Below are 18,351 nucleotides of genomic sequence, written 5' to 3'. Positions count from 1 at the left end.
GGCCTATCGTGAAACTCCCGTAATCGCCTTGGGAGACTCGAAATGGCTCAGCCTTACGAAGAACGCAACAGCGCCGCGAAAACCCGTCGTCAGCAGGAAGACCAGCGCCGCATGGAGTTCCGCCGCGCCATCGAAGATCGCTTCGAACTACGTCAGCTTCAGACCGAAATCAGCGATTTTCCCGAGGATATCGAACTCAACTACTGGCAGGCCGCTCCCGCAGCTTCCCGTCGAAGCGCTCAACCAGCGCGCTGATCTGCGCCCGTTCGCTGCGGATAAACGCCAGGAAGGCGTGCGCCACCGGTGACAGTCGCTTGGCTTTGGCTTGCACCAGGCACCAGCTGCGAAACAGCGGCAACTCTTCGACCGGCAGCTCCACCAGACCGCCGGTCGCCAGCTCCAGGTTCAGGGCGTGGCGCGTCAACAGCGCGACGCCCAGACCCGCCAGTACGCACTCGCGCTGGGCTTCAGCCGAGGCCACTTCCTGGGTCTGGGTGAAGTGCACACGCTTCTCTTTGAAATACTCTTCACAGGCCAGTCGCGTGCCCGAGCCGGGCTCGCGAATCAGCAGTGTGTAGGGTTCAAGATCCTGCAGGCGTAGCGGACCCATGTGTGCCAGCGGATGATCCGGTCGGGCGGTTGCCACGATCGGGTTGTTGAGGAAGGGGAGGAACTCCAGGCCCATGTCCTGCGGCACCATCGACATGATTACCAGGTCGTCGCGGTTGTCGGAGAGGCGGCGGATTACCTGGCCGCGGTTGACCACCGTCAGTTGCAGATTCACCTCCGGATGCTGGCGCTTGAATGCCGCGAACAGGTGCGGCACGAAGTATTTGGCGCTGGATTCCACTGCCAGTTTCAACTGGCCCTGCAGCGAGCCCTGCATGTCCGACAGCTGCATGTCGAGGTTTTCCAGTCGGCCAAAGATGTCGCGACTGGCACGCTGAAGTGCTTCCGCGGCCTCGGTCATGTAGAGTTTTTTGCCGACGTAATCGAACAGTGGCTGCCCGATCAGCTCTTCAAGCTGACGAATCTGTAGGCTGACGGCCGGTTGTGTGAGAGACATTTCCTCGGCTGCGCGGCTGTAGGAACGTAAATCACACACTTCGTTGAAGATCTGCAATTGACGCAATGTCATACGCATCAAGGACTTACGCATTTTCTACCGACTCTGGCCGTTGATGGATGCAGCGACTATAAGTCTTTCCTTATGCCTGACCCAATTTTTATTCATTTTTGTTAATCCATTGTGAGCGCTAGTGTGAAGCCGCGACCAGATTGAAACATTTGGTCACGCGTCGGCCTGGGTCTAGCAGGTCGTGGGTACCACCGGCTCAAGGGAACCTCCAAGTGATAACAAAGATCCTGATCGCCAACCGTGGTGAGATTGCCGTACGAATCGTGCGTGCGTGCGCCGAGATGGGCATTCGCTCGGTTGCGATTTTTTCCGACGCCGACCGCCATGCCTTGCATGTGAAGCGTGCGGACGAGGCCCACAGCATTGGTTCGGAGCCGCTGGCCGGTTACCTGAACCCGCGCAAGCTGGTAAATCTGGCGGTGGAAACCGGCTGCGATGCGCTGCATCCCGGTTACGGTTTCCTCTCGGAAAACGCCGAGCTGGCAGAGATCTGCGCCGAGCGCGGGATCAAATTCATCGGCCCGTCGGCGGAAGTCATCCGCCGCATGGGCGACAAGACCGAAGCGCGCCGCAGCATGATCAAGGCCGGTGTGCCGGTCACGCCGGGCACCGAAGGTAATGTCTCGGGCATCGAAGAAGCCTTGAGCGAGGGCGACCGCATCGGTTACCCGGTGATGCTCAAGGCCACCTCCGGTGGTGGCGGTCGCGGTATCCGTCGCTGCAACAGCCGCGAAGAGCTCGAACAGAATTTCCCTCGCGTCATCTCCGAGGCAACCAAGGCTTTCGGTTCGGCCGAAGTGTTCCTGGAAAAATGCATCGTCAATCCCAAGCACATCGAAGCGCAGATCCTTGGCGACAGCTTCGGCAATGTGGTGCACCTGTTCGAGCGTGACTGCTCGATCCAGCGTCGCAACCAGAAGCTGATCGAAATCGCCCCGAGCCCGCAGCTGACCCCGGAACAGCGCGCCTACATCGGCGACCTGTCGGTGCGTGCGGCCAAGGCCGTGGGTTACGAGAACGCCGGCACCGTGGAATTCCTGCTCGCCGAGGGCGAGGTGTACTTCATGGAGATGAACACCCGGGTGCAGGTGGAACACACCATCACCGAAGAAATCACCGGGATCGATATTGTCCGCGAACAGATCCGCATCGCCTCCGGCCTGCCGTTGTCGGTGAAGCAGGAAGACATCCAGCATCGCGGTTTTGCCCTGCAGTTCCGGATCAATGCCGAAGACCCGAAAAACAACTTCCTGCCGAGCTTCGGCAAGATCACCCGTTACTACGCCCCCGGCGGCCCGGGCGTGCGTACCGACACGGCGATCTACACCGGCTACACCATTCCGCCGTTCTACGACTCGATGTGCCTGAAACTGGTGGTCTGGGCGCTGACCTGGGAAGAGGCGATGGACCGTGGTCTGCGCGCCCTCGACGACATGCGTCTGCAAGGGGTGAAGACCACCGCCGCTTACTACCAGGAAATCCTGCGCAACCCGGAATTCCGTAGCGGCCAGTTCAACACCAGCTTCGTTGAAAGCCACCCTGAACTGACCAACTACTCGATCAAGCGCAAACCCGAAGAGCTGGCCCTGGCCATCGCCGCCGCCATCGCCGCCCACGCAGGCCTGTGAGGAATACAAGAATGAGCAAGAAGATCTTTGTCACCGATACCATCCTGCGCGACGCTCACCAATCGCTGCTCGCCACCCGCATGCGCACTGAAGACATGCTGCCGATCTGCGACAAGCTCGACAAAGTCGGCTACTGGTCCCTGGAAGTCTGGGGCGGCGCAACCTTCGACGCCTGTGTGCGCTTCCTGAAAGAAGACCCGTGGGAGCGCCTGCGCCAACTGCGCGCCGCGTTGCCCAACACCCGTCTGCAAATGCTCCTGCGCGGGCAGAACCTGCTGGGCTATCGCCATTACAGCGATGATGTGGTCAAGGCGTTCGTCGCCAAGGCCGCGGTCAACGGCATCGACGTGTTCCGTATCTTCGACGCGATGAACGACGTGCGTAACCTGCGCGTGGCGATCGAAGCGGTGAAGGCTGCCGGCAAACACGCCCAGGGCACCATCGCCTATACCACCAGCCCGGTGCATACCATCGACGCATTCGTGGCCCAGGCCAAGCAGATGGAAGCCATGGGTTGCGACTCGGTGGCGATCAAGGACATGGCCGGCCTGCTGACCCCGTATGCCACCGGTGAACTGGTCAAGGCCCTCAAGGCCGAGCAATCGCTGCCGGTGTTCATCCACTCCCATGACACTGCCGGTCTGGCCGCGATGTGCCAGTTGAAGGCCATCGAAAACGGTGCCGACCATATCGACACCGCGATCTCCAGCTTCGCCTGGGGCACCAGCCACCCGGGCACCGAGTCGATGGTCGCAGCCCTCAAGGGCAGCGAGTTCGACACCGGTCTGGACCTGGAGCTGTTGCAGGAAATCGGTCTGTACTTCTACGCCGTGCGCAAGAAGTACCACCAGTTCGAAAGCGAGTTCACCGCCGTCGACACCCGTGTTCAAGTCAACCAGGTGCCGGGCGGGATGATTTCCAACCTGGCCAACCAGTTGAAAGAGCAGGGCGCTCTGAACCGCATGAACGAAGTGCTGGCGGAAATCCCGCGCGTGCGTGAGGACCTCGGTTTCCCGCCGCTGGTGACCCCGACTTCGCAGATCGTCGGCACCCAGGCGTTCTTCAACGTGCTGGCCGGCGAGCGCTACAAGACCATCACCAACGAGGTGAAGCTCTACCTGCAAGGCGGCTACGGCAAGGCGCCGGGCACCGTGAACGAGAAGCTGCGTCGTCAGGCCATCGGCAGCGAAGAGGTGATCGACGTCCGCCCGGCCGATCTGCTCAAGCCGGAAATGACCAAGCTGCGTGCCGATATCGGCGCTCTGGCCAAGTCCGAAGAAGACGTGCTGACCTTCGCCATGTTCCCGGACATCGGCCGCAAGTTCCTCGAAGAGCGTGCCGCCGGCACCCTCACCCCGGAAGTGCTGCTGCCGATCCCGGAAGCGGGCAAGGTGGCCTCGGCCGGCGGCGAAGGCGTGCCGACCGAGTTCGTCATCGACGTTCACGGCGAAACCTATCGCGTGGACATCACCGGTGTCGGCGTCAAGGCTGAAGGCAAGCGTCACTTCTACCTGTCCATCGACGGCATGCCGGAAGAAGTGGTGTTCGAGCCGCTCAACGAATTCGTCGGCGGCGGCAGCAGCAAGCGCAAGCAAGCCTCGGCTCCGGGCCATGTCAGCACCACCATGCCGGGCAACATCGTCGATGTGCTGGTCAAGGAAGGCGACACCGTCAAGGCAGGCCAGGCTGTGCTGATCACCGAAGCGATGAAGATGGAAACCGAAGTCCAGGCCGCGATTGCCGGCAAGGTCACCGCCATTCACGTTGCCAAGGGCGACCGGGTGAACCCGGGCGAAATCCTGATCGAGATCGAAGGCTGAGATAACAGCCTCGATACAACGCTTTAAACCTCGGGGGGGCATGTGCTCCCCTTTTTTTTGCTTTACACACGCGGCCGCACTTTGCGGCCGCGTGTGATCGGTCCTCAGAACGCCATTCGCCACTGGCCCGATACGCCATGGTTGCGGCTGTCGGTACCGATCTCACCCGACAAGCCAACACCGAGTGTGTGATTGGCCGAAACGGTCAGATCAAGCCCGGTGTCCAGCGTCAGGCTGTTGCGATCCAGCTCTGCGCCATAAACGGTGTAGTCACGGCCGCCGGTAACCAGACGTTGGCGGGTGCTGGTGTCGGTCTCGCCGTAAACGTGCTTCCATCCCGCGCTGAATCGTGGCGTGAGGCGTATGCCGTTATCCAGCGTGCTGACTTTCGCCAAACGCAGGCCGACGGTGGTGTTGAGGTTGCCCTGGGATTGATCGTCCACCTTGAGCGCCGCCGTTCCGCCTTTCTCGGTGTAGCCGTCGCGCTGGTAGCGTTGGTAGGCGAGGCTGGCAAACGGCTCGACGCTGACGTTGGCCCGACCCAGGTTGTATCCCGACTCGATGAACGCTTGCTGGGTGCTGGCCTGGAAGTTGCCTTTCAGTCGGTCTTGGAAGCGGCCGAACGCGACTTCGCGACGGGTACTGCCTTCGTGACGGCTCCAGGTTGCGCCGAGCCGAAGTGACAACGGGCCGGTCTGGCGCAAGGCGTAGGCGCCGAGGTGCCAACTGTCGAGATCGCCGTCCAGCTCCTTGCTGTCCAGGCGCGTGTCGGAGGTGCCGCCCATCAAGCCCAGGTGCCATTCTTCATTGAGGCGCCAGTCCGCACCGAGCAGCAGTCCTTTGGTGGAGTGCTGCATGGGCTGCACATCGCGATCCAGTTTCCCGCTGTGGCCGAGGGCCTGCAGCCAGACCCTGCCACTCTCGGCGTTTCCGGCCGCGTGGCGGGGTGCGTTTGGCTGGTTGTCATGCAGGTTATCGAGCTGGTGCATGGCCGACAGCAGGCTGACGCTGACCGGCGTGACGCTGCTCAAGGTGGCCTTGGCGAGGTTGGCGTTACTGCCGCCGGCCAGTTGATCGAGGGCGATGGCGGCCGTGGCTTTGTCGGTGGTGAGTAGTGCCGCAATGGCAGAGTTGCGCGCAGTGGTTGAAACCGCCGGCGTCTGAGGCGTGGCAGGGGATTGCAGCGTTTGCGCTTGTCGGAGTGGTTCGGGAGATTCCGGCGTTTCGGCCGGAGCCTGGGTTTGAACAGCGGAAGGGGCTGGCGACACCTGAGGCTCAATGCTTTTACCGAACTCGCGGCTATTGTCGCTGGTGGCGACTTGCTCGAAGGGCACCTCATTGCGGGCATAGCTCAGGCCGACCCGCTTGGGATCATCGTAATCCAGGGTTGGCGTCATGAAGGCCAGATTGTTTTCAATGGTGCCGAACCGGCCCTCGACCTTGCCGGCCTTGAGGATGGTGTGCTGACTGCTTTGTGGATAGTCACCGCTGGTGACCAGTTTCAGGGTCGCCTCCCCGAGGCTGGCAGTGCCCTCGACGATGATGGTCGGGCTGTTGCCGGAAGCATCGACCGAATAGGCCAATACTGCCGGACGCGACAATTTCAGGTCGCCCCTGATCCTGGGTGCGCCGTACACCTCGTCAACGGAAAAGCGTCCCTGCACATTCAGGCCGCCGACGACACCGCTGCCGGCGAAATGACCGTTCTCCTGCACATCCACGTTGCCGGCAATGAGCCCCGAGTGAGTCAGATCCCCGCCGGGGAGAACCGTGACCCCGTGATCAATCTGGCCTCTGTTGATGAAAATGCCCTCGGTCAGTGCTCCACCCAGAATATGCCCTTCGTTAATCAGGGATGCCTTGGCGCGTATCAGCACCCCGGTGCTGAAGTCACCCGAACCTGAGCGCGTCCAGGCGCCTTGTTTGACCTCCAGTCCCTCGAAGTTGCGTGATTCGCCGAGTTTTCCTTCCTTGGCATCGAGTTGCAGAACGTTAACTCCGGCGCCTCCGTCAACGATCCCGGCGAAGCTGCCACGAGGCTTCACGATTACCAGGTCGTTTGCATCACTCAGTTGCAGGGAAATGCCGTCTCTTGCCTTTTGCCCGCTCTTGACGGTAGTCGTAAGCGTGTCCGGGGCTTTGATAAATGCGTCGAGCGCTGATAGTCCTGGCGTCGGTGTTTGTTCGGGTGGCGGATCAGGAACGAGAACGGACTCCTGCGCCAGTGAGATCCCCGTATAGCCGAGTGTCAATGCAATAGCGACGGCCAGATGGTGAAGTCGGTGTGTATATCGAACAGGCATCGGGTCAACCTCCGTGTTGGGAGGTCGAACTCTAAAACGGGGTGCCTGGGCATCGATGTCAGTCGGATCTGCCAAGCATGCAGGGATTGTCGACTGACGTGACAGTAAAGCGGCCCATTTTGTTTAACGGACCGCTTTTGCTTTCATCGCGTGGAACATTTGCCTACAGCATTCAGAAGCTCATCTGCCACTGCCCGATCAGCCCGTGATTGCGACTGTTGCTGCCCATCTCGCCGCTGTAGCCAAGGCCCAGCGTATGCCGCGCAGAAACGCCCAGGTCCAGCCCTGCCTCGAGGACAAGGCTGTCACGATCCAGCGAGCTGCCATCGACGCTGAACGCGCTCCCGCCCACGACAAACGCCTGACGGGTCGAGCTGCTGACATCGCCATAGGTGTGCTTCCAGCCGGCGGCCATGCGTGGGGTCAGGCTCATGCCATTGCCCAGCGAGCTGAGGTGCGCCAAGCGTACGCCGAAGGTGCTGCTGAAGTTGTCCTGGGTCTGGCTGTCGACCTGCAAGGCCGCCGCGCCGCCCTTTTCCTGATAGCGGTCGCGGTGATAGCGCTGGTAACCGAGGCTGGCGAACGGTTCGGCGCTGAGCCGGCCAGTGCCCATGGCGTAGCCGAGTTCGGCGAAGGCTTGCTGGCTGTCGGCGTCGTAATCGCCTTTGGGACGATCGCTGAAACCATTGAATGCGATGGTGCGTTTGCTTTCGCCCTGATGGCCGCTGTACGCGGCGCCGAGGCGCAAGGCCAGCGGGCCGTTCTGATGCAGCGCGTAAACGCCGGCGTGCCAGCTCTCGACATTGCCGTCGACGCCGGTGGCGTCCAGGTCGGTGTTCGAATAGCCGCCGAGCACGCCCAGGCGCCATTGCGGATTCAGTGCCCAGTCGGCACCGAGCAGGCTGCCCTTGGTGCGTTGTTCCAGACCGCTGCTGCCGTGTTCGCCATCGAGCTTGCCGTAGCCACCGATGGCTTGCAGCCAGAGTCGGCCCCGGGCGTTCGGATCATTCAGGTTTCGCGCTTCGGACGGTACGCCGTTGGCGGCGAGGATTGGTGTGTCACGCTGATCGAGGCCGATCGTCAAGCCTGGGCTGCCACCCATTTGCTGCATCGCCGAGAGCATGCTGCTGCCCACCTGACTGCTGGCGCCGAGGCTGGCGCTGGTCAGGTTGGCGTTGCTGGCGCCGGCCAGTTGCTCGATGGCTGCGCCTGCACTGCTTTGAGTGGTGTTGAGCAAAGCGTTGTACAGCGGGTTGTTCTTGCCCATTGAGGCGAGGCTGTTGGCGGCGTTGCTGCCGTTGCCGGTAGCAGCGAACTCATTGAAGGCCACGTCATTGCGGGTGTAGGTCAGGTTGACCTGCGTTGGCGTGTAAGCGAGGGTCGGCGTGAGGAACGCGTAGTCGCTGGTGACCGCGCCGAACGTGCCGTTGACGCGCGCAGCCTGCAGCACCGTGTAATGGCTCTGCCACGGATAGGTGCCGCTGCCGGGATTGACCGCCAGCGTTGCGCCGTTGAGATTGGCCGTGCCGCCGACCTGGACTGGCGCGCTGCTGCCATCGGCGTTGACGCCGTAGGCGAGGGTGGATGCACTGCCCATGTTCAAGTCGTGCACGATGGTTGCGGTGCCGAGCCGGGTGTCAGTGCGCAACGTGCCATTCACGTTGAGGTTGCCCACCGACCCGCCGCCGGCATACACACCTCCGGCGTCCACGCTCAGGTTACCGGCAATGCCACCCTGGTTGATCAGGGTCGCGCCATTGCGCACGGCACCGCCGTCGCTGAAATCGCCGCTGCCGGTCAGGGTCCAGGCGCCTTGCTTGACCTCAAGCCATTCGAAATGGCGGCTCGCACCAAAGCTGCCGCCCGCCGCGTCGTCCATCACTACTCGGTCGTAACCGCTGCCGCCATCGACCACGCCGACAAAGCGGCTGCCGTTGCGCAGTGTCAGGCTGTCGTTGCCACCGCCCAGGTCCAGCGCGAGACCGTTGCTGCCGCTGATGGTGCCGCCGTTGATCACGTTGTCGGCGAACTCACCGACGAACTTCACACCAAACCCGTCGAGGCCCTGAATGGTGCCGTCGTTCTTCAGCGTGGTGGCCGCCAGCCCCGAACCGCCGCTGCCGTCGTCCACCAGAATGGCGCTGTTGGCGCCGCTGATCAGGGCGCCTTTGGCGTTGAGGATGTAACCGCCGCCCAGCGCGATGCCTTCACTGCCATTGGCGAAACCGCCCTTGTCCACGCCGCCCGCGCCGACGCCTTGAATGGTGCCGTAGTTTTCGATGTGAGCGATCTTGTCGATGTCCACGCCGTCACCGTCGCCGTTGGGCTGCAAGCCTGAATACGCACCCGTGATGGTGCCGTGGTTGATCACCGTGCCGTTGCCGTCGGAGCCGAAGCCGGAGCCGTTGCGCCCGGTGATCTGCCCGTAATTGACCAGCGTCGCGCCGAGGTCGGTGGTGATGCCATGACGGCCGCCGGAAATCACGCCGTAGTTGGTCACGCTGACGCCGGTCGCGGTGTCGATATCGATACCGTCGAACTTCTGATTGGCGTTGTGCGAATCACCGGTGGAAATTTCGCCGTAGTTGCTGATGGTCGCGTTGGCGCCGGTTTTCATGCCGTCGCTGGCGTCGCCACGAATCAGCCCTCCGGCGCGGTTGATGATGGTGGTTTTCACACCGTCGCTGCGCAACGCATCCAGATCCAGCCCTTGGCCTGTGGTCGAGCGAAGGGTGCCGCCGTTGTCGATCAAGAGACTGCCACTGACGAAGTTGCTGTCGATGCGAATCGCATCGTTGGAACCGAGAATCTGCCCGCTGCTGCGGTTGTAGATCGCGTAGTTGCGTGCCTGGGTCAGATCGCCGAGAGAAAGGCGCTGAGGCGGGAGCGGCATGGGGGGAACGTCCTTTTAGTTATAAGTGAGGGCGTTCTGTATAGCGGAGGGTTTTTACAGAATGATGTATGGCCTATGTGCATTCTTTTGCAGTTCAGGCCTCAGATTTGGACGTTCATCTGCAATTCATTGCAGATCCGACGGTGGTGCAGAGTCGAAATCGCAGCCTTGGACATCGCTTGAATGAGATGCCGCAGGCTGCGCTCTTTTACGTTCACCGGCTCAAGCGCGGCACTCAACCAACCCCTTCACCTGCCCATCCGCCGTCTGATTCTCATCGCTCAACCAGCGCTCGAATCCCGCTGCGATCGCCGGCCATTCCGAGTCCAGAATCGAATACCACGCGGTATCGCGGTTCTGGCCCTTGACCACCATGTGCTGGCGGAACACGCCTTCGAAGCTGAAGCCCAGACGCTCGGCCGCGTATTTGGAGCGGGCATTGCCGTTGTTGCATTTCCATTCGAGGCGGCGGTAGCCGAGGGTGAAGGATTCTTTGGCCAGCAGGTAGACCGCCTCGGTGCTCTTCGGCGAGCGCTGCATCGGGGCGCCGAAGGTGACGTGGCCGATTTCGATGCGGCCCTGGGCCGGGACGATCGACATCAGGCTGAGGAGGCCTTGCACCTGGCCGCTGGCGCGGTCGATGACGCTGAAGAAATACGGATCGCTGTGGGCGGCGTGGTTGTTCAGCCAGTCATTGAAAGCGCTGCGCTCCGGAAACGGGCCGTAGGGCAAGTAATCCCAGAGTTTCGGATCGGCGCCGGGGCCTTGCAGGGCATTGAAGAGGTCATCGCCGTGGCGTGCCGGGTCGAGTTTTTCCAGGCGGATGAAGCGGCCTTCGATCAAGGTGGTGGAGGGCGGCGGCACGCCTTTCCAGTCAGCGAGAGAAATCGTCATGCGCGTGGCTCCTTAAATGGCTTTGCGAAACTGGATGAAACCCGGGCGTTCGGCGATGCGCTCGTAGAGCTGGATCGCCGTGGCATTGGTTTCGTGGGTCAGCCAGTGCACCTTGCAGCAACCGTCGGCCTTGGCCGTGGCGTAGACGTGTTCGATCAGCAGGCGACCGACGCCAGTGCCACGGATTTGCGGCTCCACCAGCAGGTCTTGCAGGTAGCAGGAGTTTTCGATGCTCCAGTTCGAACGATGGTAGATGAAATGCACCATGCCCACCGCTTTGCCGTCGGCCCAGGCGAGGGCGGCGTGGGTTGGTTCGTTCGGGTCGAGAAAACGCTGCCAGGTGCTTTGGCTGACGGCGCCCGGCAATTCGGTGTTGTAGAAGCGCAGGTAGGCCTGCCACAGCGGCAGCCACGCCGCGTGATCGCCGGCGCTGACCGGACGGATGTCGATCTGACTCATGGTGATTTCCTTAACGCATCAAGTGAGCGAGGGTTTGATCATTGATGTCGGGGCTGGCGGCCAGGCCTTCGCGCACGCCGGCGATGTCTTCGGTGCTGCGGTTCTGGCTGAGCTTGCGCTTGCCTTCGAGGCGGTCGATCGGAATGGCGAATCCGACGATCGCCTTGAGCATGCCGTCGATGTAATCGGCCGGCGCATCGTCGACGGACCAAGGCTGGTCGCGGCCCGCTTCATGGCGATCGGTGAGGGTGCTGACGATGTCCAGCAGCCGACCGCCATCGCTGAAGGTTTCGGCGTGACCGTAGGCGTGCACGGCGACGTAGTTCCAGGTCGGCACGACTTTGCCGTGCTCGGCCTTGCTCGGATAAAAGCCCGGGCTGACGTAGGCATCGGCACCGGGGAAAATCAGCATGGCCTCGGCGCCATCGCGCAGGTCTTTCCACTGCGCATTGGCCTTGGCCAGATGCCCGTACAGCGTACCGTTCGGGCCTTGTTCACGATGCAGCAGCACCGGTACGTGGCTGGCCTGCAAGCCTTGTTCGCCATGGGTCACCAGGATCGCGAGGCGGGTGGCGAGCATCAGTTCGTGCAGTTGGGACAAGTCGTCGATGGCAAAGGCGCGGGGCGTGTACATGGAGAAATTTTCCTTGGCGAATGCCTGCATCGTAGGCAGGCTATTGGTCTGTTGTAAGAGCCATTGATGACCAATTTCACAGGTCCATTGTCATGCCCGATCCGACCACGCTGTCGCTGCCGTTCAACCCCGCCGGTATTGAGCTCGACCGCCGCAAAGGCCTGAGCCGTCAGCTCTATCAGGCCTTGCGCCTGCGTGTGCTCGACGGGCTTCTGGCCAGCGGCACGCGCTTGCCGGCCAGTCGGGATCTGGCGGCAGCGCTGGGGATTTCCCGCAACAGCGTGGTGCGCGCCTACGATCAGCTGTATGCCGAGGGTTTTATCGAAGGACGGGTCGGTGACGGGACGTATGTAGCGCAATTGCCGCAATCGACGGCACCGACGAAAAAACTATCCACAAAAGTATCCACAGGGTTTTCAACAGGCTTACCCACAGCTTTATCCACAATTGTGGCCAAAACCACTGGGGATTTATCCAGAAAAGTTATCCACAGCGGAGCCATGCAGCGGCTTGAACAGAATCATTTGCCAACGCCGCCAAGCGGTCCGCCACGGGCTTTCCGGGTGGGGGTTCCAGCGTTCGATCTGTTTCCGTTCGACGTCTGGGCCAAGCTGAACGCGGCGTTCTGGCGCAAACCCGACTTGCAGCAACTGTGTTACGGCGACCCGGCGGGCGATGCACGCTTGCGCGGTCTGATCGCCGCTTATTTGCGCAGTTCGCGCGGCATGCAGTGTTCCGCTGAGCAAATTGTGATCACCAGTGGCGCGCAGCAGGGAATCAGCCTTTGTGCACAGTTGCTGGTGGAGCCGGGCGCCGGGGTCGGCATTGAAAATCCGGGCTACCGCGCAGCGGGTCACGCCTTCGCGCTGGCCGGTGGCCGATTGCAAGGCATTGCCGTGGACGAAGAGGGTATCGACTGCGCGGCACTGGCGGCCGCCGAAGATTGCCGAGTGGCTTATGTCACGCCCTCTCATCAGTACCCGACGGGGGTGGTGATGAGCCTGGCGCGGCGCCTGGAACTGCTGGCCTGGGCCGAGCGTACCGGCGGCTGGATTGTCGAGGACGACTACGACGGCGAGTATCGCTACACCGGCGCGCCACTGGCCCCGCTGGCTGCACTCGACCGTCAGGGCCGCGTGCTATACGTCGGCACCTTCGGCAAAGTCGCGTTCCCGGCGCTGCGCCTGGGTTATCTGGTGTTGCCGCCGGGGCTGGTGGAGGCGTTTGCGCAGCGGCGTGCAGTGGATGTCCGGCACTCCGAAGTGAGCACTCAGGCGGTGATGGCCGAGTTCATGGCGGCAGGGCACTTCCAGCGGCACATCCGACGGATGCGTCGGGCAGCCCTGAGCCGGCGCAACACGCTGATCAATGGTTGGCCACATGGCCTGGCGGGTGTGGGGGCATTGCCCGCGGTGTCGGCCGGATTGCATCTCACGGTGACGGTCGACAGCGTGGCCCGCGAACAGCAATTGATCGAGCAGGCCGCCAGCGTAGAGGTGGAAGTCCATGGCTTGAGCAAATACTGGCTGCCGGACTCGACGCTGCCGCTCGATCAGCGCGCCGGTCTGGTGCTGGGTTTTGCGGCGGTGCCGGAGCCGGCGATCGAGTCGGCCCTGGCCCGTTTGCGGCAAGCCTGGGGTGAGTGAAGACGGAACGTCGGTATCCAAAGACCCGCCGGGGCGGGTCTGAGCTGGATGGGAAGGTTTCAGGTGCCGGATTTGATCTTCGTCCACGCCCGCGTGCGCGCCCGTTCCGCATCGCGCGGCAGCGGTTGCAAGGTGTAGAGCGTATTCATCGCCGCATCGGTCGGGTACAGATTCGGATTGTTGCGAATCGCCGGGTCGACAAGTACGGTGGCGTCCTTGTTCGGGTTCGGATAACCGACAAAATCGCTGACAGGGGCGATCACCTGCGGTTGCAGCAGGTAGTTGATGAAGGTGTAGGCGTCCTGCGGGTTTTTCGCGCCTTTCGGGATAGCGAGCATGTCGAACCAGATCGGCGCCCCTTCCTTCGGCAGGCGCATGTCGACCACCACGCCATTCTTCGCTTCCTTGGCGCGGTTGGCGGCTTGCGAGAAGCTGCCCGAATAGCCGACCGCGACGCAGATGTCGCCGTTGGCGATGTCGGCCATGTATTTGGACGAATGGAAGTAGGTCACGTACGGGCGAATCTTCATCAGCAGCGCTTCAGCCTTGGCGTAGTCCGCCGGGTTCTTGCTGTTGGGATCCAGGCCGAGGTGTTGCAGGGCCAGCGGCAGGATCTCCGACGGCGAGTCGAGCAGGGCGACACCGCACTGCTTGAGCTTGCTGATGTTCTCTTCCTTGAAGATCAGATCCCAGCTATCCACCGGCGCGTTGTCACCCAGCGCCGCTTTGACCTTGGCCGGGTTGAAGCCGATCAGGATGGTGCCGTACATGTACGGCACGGCGAACTGGTTGCCCGGGTCGTTGGCCTCGATCAGCTTCATCAGTTTCGGGTCGAGGTGATTCCAGTTCGGCAACTGACTGCGATCCAGCGGCTGGAACACGCCGGCTTCGATCTGCTTGGCCAGGAATACGTTGGATGGCACCACCACGTCATAGCCGGAGTTGCCGGTCAGCAGCTTGGCTTCCAGCGCTTCATTGGTGTCGAAGATGTCGTAGACCAGTTTGGTCTGGGCGTTCTGCGTCTTGAAGTCTTCCAGGGCCTTGGGGGTGATGTAGTCGAACCAGTTGTAGACGCGCAGGGTGCGTTCTTCGGCGTGGGCCGCGCCGCTCAGTAGCGCCGCGCACAGCGCGGGAGCGATCAAGTGCTTGAGTCTGTTCATTGTTCGAAACCTTCAAGCACGTTCACCGCATTGATGCCGATTTCTTCCACCGCGTAGCCACCTTCCATGACGAACAGGGTCGGTTTGCCGAGGGCCGCGATGCGCTTGCCCATGGCCAGGTAGTCCGGGCTGTCGAGCTTGAACTGCGAGATCGGGTCGTCCTTGAAGGTGTCGACACCCAGCGACACGACGATGATGTCGGCGCCGTAGCTGTCGATCTCAGCACAGGCCTGATCCAGCGCCGCGCTCCAGACATCCCAGCCGGAACCGGCCGGCAGCGGATAGTTGAAGTTGAAGCCTTCGCCGGCCCCTTCGCCGCGTTCGTCTTCGTAGCCGAGGAAGAACGGGAATTCCGCTTCCGGGTGGCCGTGGATCGAGGTGAACAGCACATCGCTGCGCTCGTAGAAAATCGACTGGGTACCGTTGCCGTGGTGATAGTCGACGTCGAGGATCGCAACCTTCTTGTGGCCCTGATCGAGGAATGCCTGCGCTGCAATGGCGGCGTTGTTGAGGTAGCAATAACCGCCCATCAAGTCGCCGGCAGCATGGTGTCCCGGCGGACGGCACAGGGCGAAGGCTCCACGGGCGCCGCGCTGGATTTCCGCTTGAGCGGTCAGCGCCACTTGCGCTGCGCTGTAGGCCGCTTGCCAGGTGCCGGCGGTAATCGGTGCGCCGCCGTCGAAGCTGTAATAGCCGAGCTGGCCGTGCAGGCTGGTCGGTTTGACCTGACGCAGAGTGCGCGCCGGCCAGGTGTAGGGCAGCAGGTCGCCGTCGGTGTTGAATTCGGTCCAGCGCGCCCAGGCGCCTTTGAAGAAGTCGAGGTAATCGCGGCTGTGGATGCGCTCGATCGGTCCAAGGCCGAAATCTTTCGGTGCTTCGACCGGGCCGAGTTTTTGATGTTTCACACGTTGCAGCACGTGGTCGGCGCGCGACGGCATCTCGAAGCAAGGCTTGAGTTGCCCGTCGATCAATTCGCAGCGGCCATGGTGCAGGTGGTGATCGTCAGAGTAGATCGTCAGCATTTGTTGTTCTCCGCAGGGGCTGATTCGGTTGGCTCCAGTGTTGCGGCGCGGGGCGAATCGGAGAACGGCCAGAGAGGCCAAAAGGGGATCGATGTGGCCAAAAATACTGACCTGATATCGCCCCTCGACGGTTTAACCGTGTGGGCGGAACTGACTCGGCGCCACGCCGCTCCAGCGCACGAACGCATGGCGGAAGCTGGCGGTCTCGCTGAAACCCAGGGTTTCGGCGATGCGATAGATCGGCAACTGGTCCTCACAAAGCATTTGCTTGGCCCGCTCGAAACGCAGTTCGTCGAGCAGCTCCTGATAGCTGCAACCCATGTCTTTCAGATGCCGGCGCAAGGTGCGCGGCGAGCAGTTCATCTGCTGCGCCAGACCTTCCAGTCCCGGTGCAGCATTGAGTTGCGCGCTGAGCAACTGGCGGATCCGCCCCAGCCACGCCTGGCGGCCGGTGAACTCGGTGTTCTGCTTGCGGCAGCGTTCGGCCATCGCCTGGTGGGTGATGATGTCGGCCAGCGGCAGCGGCTGATCGAGCCAGCGCCGGTCGAAGGCGAAGGCGTTGTCCTTGGCACCGAAATGCAGGGGCGCCTTGAAGTGTTCGGCGTAGCTGTCGCGGTAATCCGGCGCAGCGTGTTCGAAGCGCGCGGCCAGCAATGGCAGTGGATGGCCGAGCAGGTCGTCGCAGATGACTTTCAGCGACACCAGACAGAACTCGGCGTTGAATACGGCCATCGCCGGACTCTCGCGGTAATCGGCGGCGACGAACCAGGCACGCTCGCCGTCGTCCTCCAGGCTCAGCTCGAAAAGTGTTCCCAGCAGCGCCGGATAACGGATCGCCAGGCGCAAAGCGTCACCGAAGGTGGCACAGGTCAGCAGCGCGTAACCGAGGATGCCGTAGCAGGAAACGTGCATGCGCCGGCCCAGTTCCAGACCGATATCGTGCTTGAGCGCGACCGCGTTGGCGCAGACCTGCATCTCCTGATTGGTGGTGATGCGGGTGTCGGCCCGGTTCAGATCCGCCGCGCTGATGCCGCTGCCAGCCAACAGCGCTTCGCTGGACAGGCCTTGATCCCGGAAGGTGTTGAGCACCAGGGAGACAGCGTTGAGGGTGGTGAGGTGGGAGTGGAGCATAGAGGCGTCCCGAGCGAAATACATTTCCTGGAAAGCAAATTACATACCACAAGTTGCATATCGATTGTTTACGGTAATTAATGTTTACAGAAATGGCCACTTTTGTTTTGTCACATATAGGGGCGTGGCTCCCGCCTGTTTAACTTAATGCGAAATAGTTGTTTTGGCGACTGTCAGAAGTAACAGGTTTTTAATTATATGGGCGCCGTTTGTCGTTTAGTTATTGATGTCTATTTATTTGAGTTTTTTATTTGATTTGTATTTGTCTGGGTCTACGCTCAGTTTGTGGTCGGAATGTGTATGGGGTTATTAATAAGGAGGACGAAAAAATGAATTCGAAAAATAAAGAAGTCGAAGATCATCGTATTTATATTGAAAGCATATTGGATAAGTACGGTGGCGGAAAGAATCCTGTAGATGAGGGGAGCATAGTAGGGACGCTGGATGGCCAGCATTTTGAATGTTCGGCCGACTCATGGGTGGAACATGCAGATAAAAACGGAAAGAGGTTACTGCTTCTGTTCAGGAGCAAGGATTCCGGTATTAATCTGGAAATCGATCAATCAGCTTTATCCTCGGTTATGTATGATTTTCGTATGGGTTATGGCGATTTTTTTAATTTTCTCTTTGGTAATGATCCCGGTCGTTGGGATGCGGACACAGCAAAGCTTTCTGGTGTGTCCTTTGACGCCAGCACAGGAAGGCTTCAGTGCGACGTTGATGCGACTCTTTGGCGCGGTGATCCCCCGAATCTGGAAACAGCAAAATTAAAGGCGAAACTCCTTGTGGTTAAACCTGTGAAATAGTCGATACCCCTTCATGCAGTAAAGAGGGGTATTGCTGAGCATCATTGATCTCGGCGCGGATTCCCGGGAACCGCGGCAGCACAGCAACCTTGGCCAATTGCTTTGATGGTTGTAGTTAAACGCGGCCGGCAGGAAAGTGGCTTTCACGACGCCGCCCTGATGCTCCAGGCGTTTGAACGGATGACGGCGAAAACTGCGCAATTTCGCGCAATGGGTTGGCGCCAGCAGGTATCTGGTGTCTTGTGTCTATTTATATCTGACATATTCCACGCTTTGGATATGTTGTTTTCATAGGCTCTGTATATCAGCTCACTCTTATGAGGGATTGCATAATGGGTAATTCAAAGGAATCAAAAATTACACTTGATGATTTCAAAAGTCTAAAGGCCGGTATTGTAGCTGGAAGCCTTTCTGTTCTGGTTGATGGTGGTAATGTGGTCATGCCGGCGCGAGCAGGCGCTGACGGAGAAAACATATTTGTCGAGTTTGAAGACGCCAAGAAAGCGCACGTTATCATGATCGGTGTCAGCCGAAAGTATCTAGGGCAGGTTGTCGATGCCTCTAAATTTTTTCTTTACTATCGATGCAATGGTGCCGGTTGGACAGCGGACAAAGGCAGTTTGATCATACGTGAAGATGAAACAAGTTCGAATTACAGTATTTACTTTGATGCTACTGCAACGCAGCAGTCGGTTCGGCTCAGCTACGGCGTTGCCCATGTAGGGCGTAGATAGAGTTTTATTGAGCTGCTAAGTTGTGGGTGGGAGAGGTTTTTCTCATAAGGAATGTTGTGCACTAACGATCAAAATGGTGTGTC

General features: G+C 60.6%; 14 protein-coding genes and 2 pseudogenes. 6 read left to right on the top strand and 10 right to left on the bottom strand.

Going from position 1 to position 18,351, the window contains the following annotated elements; genetic code table 11:
• The first annotated feature begins 42 nt into the window (after positions 1-42).
• On the top strand, positions 43-255 hold the full coding sequence (locus tag NE357_RS28765) for a PA3496 family putative envelope integrity protein (RefSeq protein WP_085708792.1): 213 nt from the start codon (positions 43-45) through the stop codon (positions 253-255).
• Here NE357_RS28765 and NE357_RS28760 read toward each other — a convergent pair.
• The gene (locus NE357_RS28760; RefSeq protein ID WP_169432525.1) at positions 197-1,159 is read right to left on the bottom strand and encodes a LysR family transcriptional regulator; all 963 of its coding nucleotides are present in this window, start codon (positions 1,157-1,159) and stop codon (positions 197-199) included. The two genes, NE357_RS28765 and NE357_RS28760, sit on opposite strands and share 59 nt — an antisense overlap.
• Positions 1,160-1,350: 191 nt before the next feature.
• Here NE357_RS28760 and NE357_RS28755 point away from each other — a divergent pair, with 191 nt between their 5' ends.
• The gene (locus NE357_RS28755) at positions 1,351-2,766 is read left to right on the top strand and encodes an acetyl-CoA carboxylase biotin carboxylase subunit (RefSeq protein ID WP_169432524.1); all 1,416 of its coding nucleotides are present in this window, start codon (positions 1,351-1,353) and stop codon (positions 2,764-2,766) included.
• Between the two features lie 11 nt (positions 2,767-2,777).
• Positions 2,778-4,586: a sodium-extruding oxaloacetate decarboxylase subunit alpha gene (gene oadA / locus NE357_RS28750; RefSeq protein WP_169432523.1), complete on the top strand. Its 1,809-nt coding sequence runs from the start codon at positions 2,778-2,780 to the stop codon at positions 4,584-4,586.
• Between the two features lie 104 nt (positions 4,587-4,690).
• On the opposite strand, the gene NE357_RS28745 is transcribed toward oadA, so the two are convergent.
• The 5 genes and pseudogenes from NE357_RS28745 to NE357_RS28725 form a co-directional block, all read right to left on the bottom strand.
• Positions 4,691-6,889 carry an autotransporter outer membrane beta-barrel domain-containing protein gene (locus tag NE357_RS28745; protein ID WP_169432522.1) on the bottom strand — a complete coding sequence of 733 codons (2,199 nt, stop codon included), beginning with the start codon at positions 6,887-6,889 and terminating at the stop codon, positions 4,691-4,693.
• Between the two features lie 172 nt (positions 6,890-7,061).
• Positions 7,062-9,758, bottom strand: a pseudogene (locus tag NE357_RS28740) (autotransporter outer membrane beta-barrel domain-containing protein); the annotation flags it as partial.
• Positions 9,759-10,004: 246 nt separating this feature from the next.
• On the bottom strand, positions 10,005-10,676 hold the full coding sequence (locus NE357_RS28735) for a GNAT family N-acetyltransferase (protein WP_169432521.1): 672 nt from the start codon (positions 10,674-10,676) through the stop codon (positions 10,005-10,007).
• 12 nt (positions 10,677-10,688) lie between these two features.
• Complete coding sequence (locus tag NE357_RS28730) at positions 10,689-11,135, bottom strand: GNAT family N-acetyltransferase (RefSeq protein ID WP_169432520.1); 447 nt, start codon at positions 11,133-11,135, stop codon at positions 10,689-10,691.
• Positions 11,136-11,145: 10 nt separating this feature from the next.
• Positions 11,146-11,769: an FMN-binding negative transcriptional regulator gene (locus tag NE357_RS28725; RefSeq protein ID WP_169432519.1), complete on the bottom strand. Its 624-nt coding sequence runs from the start codon at positions 11,767-11,769 to the stop codon at positions 11,146-11,148.
• Positions 11,770-11,861: 92 nt separating this feature from the next.
• On the opposite strand from NE357_RS28725, the gene pdxR reads away from it, so the two are divergent.
• Positions 11,862-13,415 carry a MocR-like pyridoxine biosynthesis transcription factor PdxR gene (gene pdxR / locus NE357_RS28720; protein WP_169432518.1) on the top strand — a complete coding sequence of 518 codons (1,554 nt, stop codon included), beginning with the start codon at positions 11,862-11,864 and terminating at the stop codon, positions 13,413-13,415.
• A gap of 59 nt (positions 13,416-13,474) precedes the next feature.
• On the opposite strand, the gene NE357_RS28715 is transcribed toward pdxR, so the two are convergent.
• The 3 genes from NE357_RS28715 to NE357_RS28705 form a co-directional block, all read right to left on the bottom strand.
• Positions 13,475-14,575, bottom strand: coding sequence for a polyamine ABC transporter substrate-binding protein (locus NE357_RS28715; protein WP_169432517.1), 1,101 nt, complete (start codon positions 14,573-14,575; stop codon positions 13,475-13,477).
• Positions 14,572-15,597, bottom strand: coding sequence for a histone deacetylase family protein (locus NE357_RS28710; RefSeq protein WP_169432516.1), 1,026 nt, complete (start codon positions 15,595-15,597; stop codon positions 14,572-14,574). The genes NE357_RS28715 and NE357_RS28710 overlap by 4 nt, the downstream gene beginning before the upstream one ends.
• A gap of 132 nt (positions 15,598-15,729) precedes the next feature.
• Entirely contained in the window at positions 15,730-16,728 is a 999-nt protein-coding gene (locus NE357_RS28705; protein ID WP_169432515.1) for an AraC family transcriptional regulator, read from the bottom strand.
• Positions 16,729-17,057: 329 nt separating this feature from the next.
• On the opposite strand from NE357_RS28705, the gene NE357_RS28700 reads away from it, so the two are divergent.
• On the top strand, positions 17,058-17,534 hold the full coding sequence (locus NE357_RS28700) for a hypothetical protein (RefSeq protein WP_169432514.1): 477 nt from the start codon (positions 17,058-17,060) through the stop codon (positions 17,532-17,534).
• Positions 17,535-17,574: 40 nt separating this feature from the next.
• On the opposite strand, the pseudogene NE357_RS28695 reads toward NE357_RS28700, so the two are convergent.
• Positions 17,575-17,762 (bottom strand): annotated as a pseudogene (locus NE357_RS28695) (asparaginase); the annotation flags it as partial.
• 104 nt (positions 17,763-17,866) lie between these two features.
• Between NE357_RS28695 and NE357_RS28690 the strand changes: the two are divergent.
• Positions 17,867-18,268, top strand: coding sequence for a hypothetical protein (locus NE357_RS28690; RefSeq protein WP_169432513.1), 402 nt, complete (start codon positions 17,867-17,869; stop codon positions 18,266-18,268).
• The last annotated feature ends 83 nt before the right edge of the window (positions 18,269-18,351 follow it).

The sequence above is a fragment of the Pseudomonas sp. G7(2022) genome (genome assembly GCF_052660475.1).
Note: the sequence above shows the minus strand (reverse complement) of the source record. Positions and strands in the feature narration are given on the sequence as shown.

Excerpts from the sequence above, each read along its gene's own strand:
- NE357_RS28730 (WP_169432520.1), bottom strand. The coding sequence starts at position 11,135 with ATGAGTCAGATCGACATCCGTCCGGTCAGCGCCGGCGATCACGCGGCG.
- pdxR (WP_169432518.1), top strand. The coding sequence starts at position 11,862 with ATGCCCGATCCGACCACGCTGTCGCTGCCGTTCAACCCCGCCGGTATT.
- NE357_RS28715 (WP_169432517.1), bottom strand. The coding sequence starts at position 14,575 with ATGAACAGACTCAAGCACTTGATCGCTCCCGCGCTGTGCGCGGCGCTA.
- oadA (WP_169432523.1), top strand. The coding sequence starts at position 2,778 with ATGAGCAAGAAGATCTTTGTCACCGATACCATCCTGCGCGACGCTCAC.
- NE357_RS28705 (WP_169432515.1), bottom strand. The coding sequence starts at position 16,728 with ATGCTCCACTCCCACCTCACCACCCTCAACGCTGTCTCCCTGGTGCTC.
- NE357_RS28735 (WP_169432521.1), bottom strand. The coding sequence starts at position 10,676 with ATGACGATTTCTCTCGCTGACTGGAAAGGCGTGCCGCCGCCCTCCACC.
- NE357_RS28725 (WP_169432519.1), bottom strand. The coding sequence starts at position 11,769 with ATGTACACGCCCCGCGCCTTTGCCATCGACGACTTGTCCCAACTGCAC.
- NE357_RS28765 (WP_085708792.1), top strand. The coding sequence starts at position 43 with ATGGCTCAGCCTTACGAAGAACGCAACAGCGCCGCGAAAACCCGTCGT.
- NE357_RS28690 (WP_169432513.1), top strand. The coding sequence starts at position 17,867 with ATGGGTAATTCAAAGGAATCAAAAATTACACTTGATGATTTCAAAAGT.
- NE357_RS28710 (WP_169432516.1), bottom strand. The coding sequence starts at position 15,597 with ATGCTGACGATCTACTCTGACGATCACCACCTGCACCATGGCCGCTGC.
- NE357_RS28700 (WP_169432514.1), top strand. The coding sequence starts at position 17,058 with ATGAATTCGAAAAATAAAGAAGTCGAAGATCATCGTATTTATATTGAA.
- NE357_RS28760 (WP_169432525.1), bottom strand. The coding sequence starts at position 1,159 with ATGCGTAAGTCCTTGATGCGTATGACATTGCGTCAATTGCAGATCTTC.
- NE357_RS28745 (WP_169432522.1), bottom strand. The coding sequence starts at position 6,889 with ATGCCTGTTCGATATACACACCGACTTCACCATCTGGCCGTCGCTATT.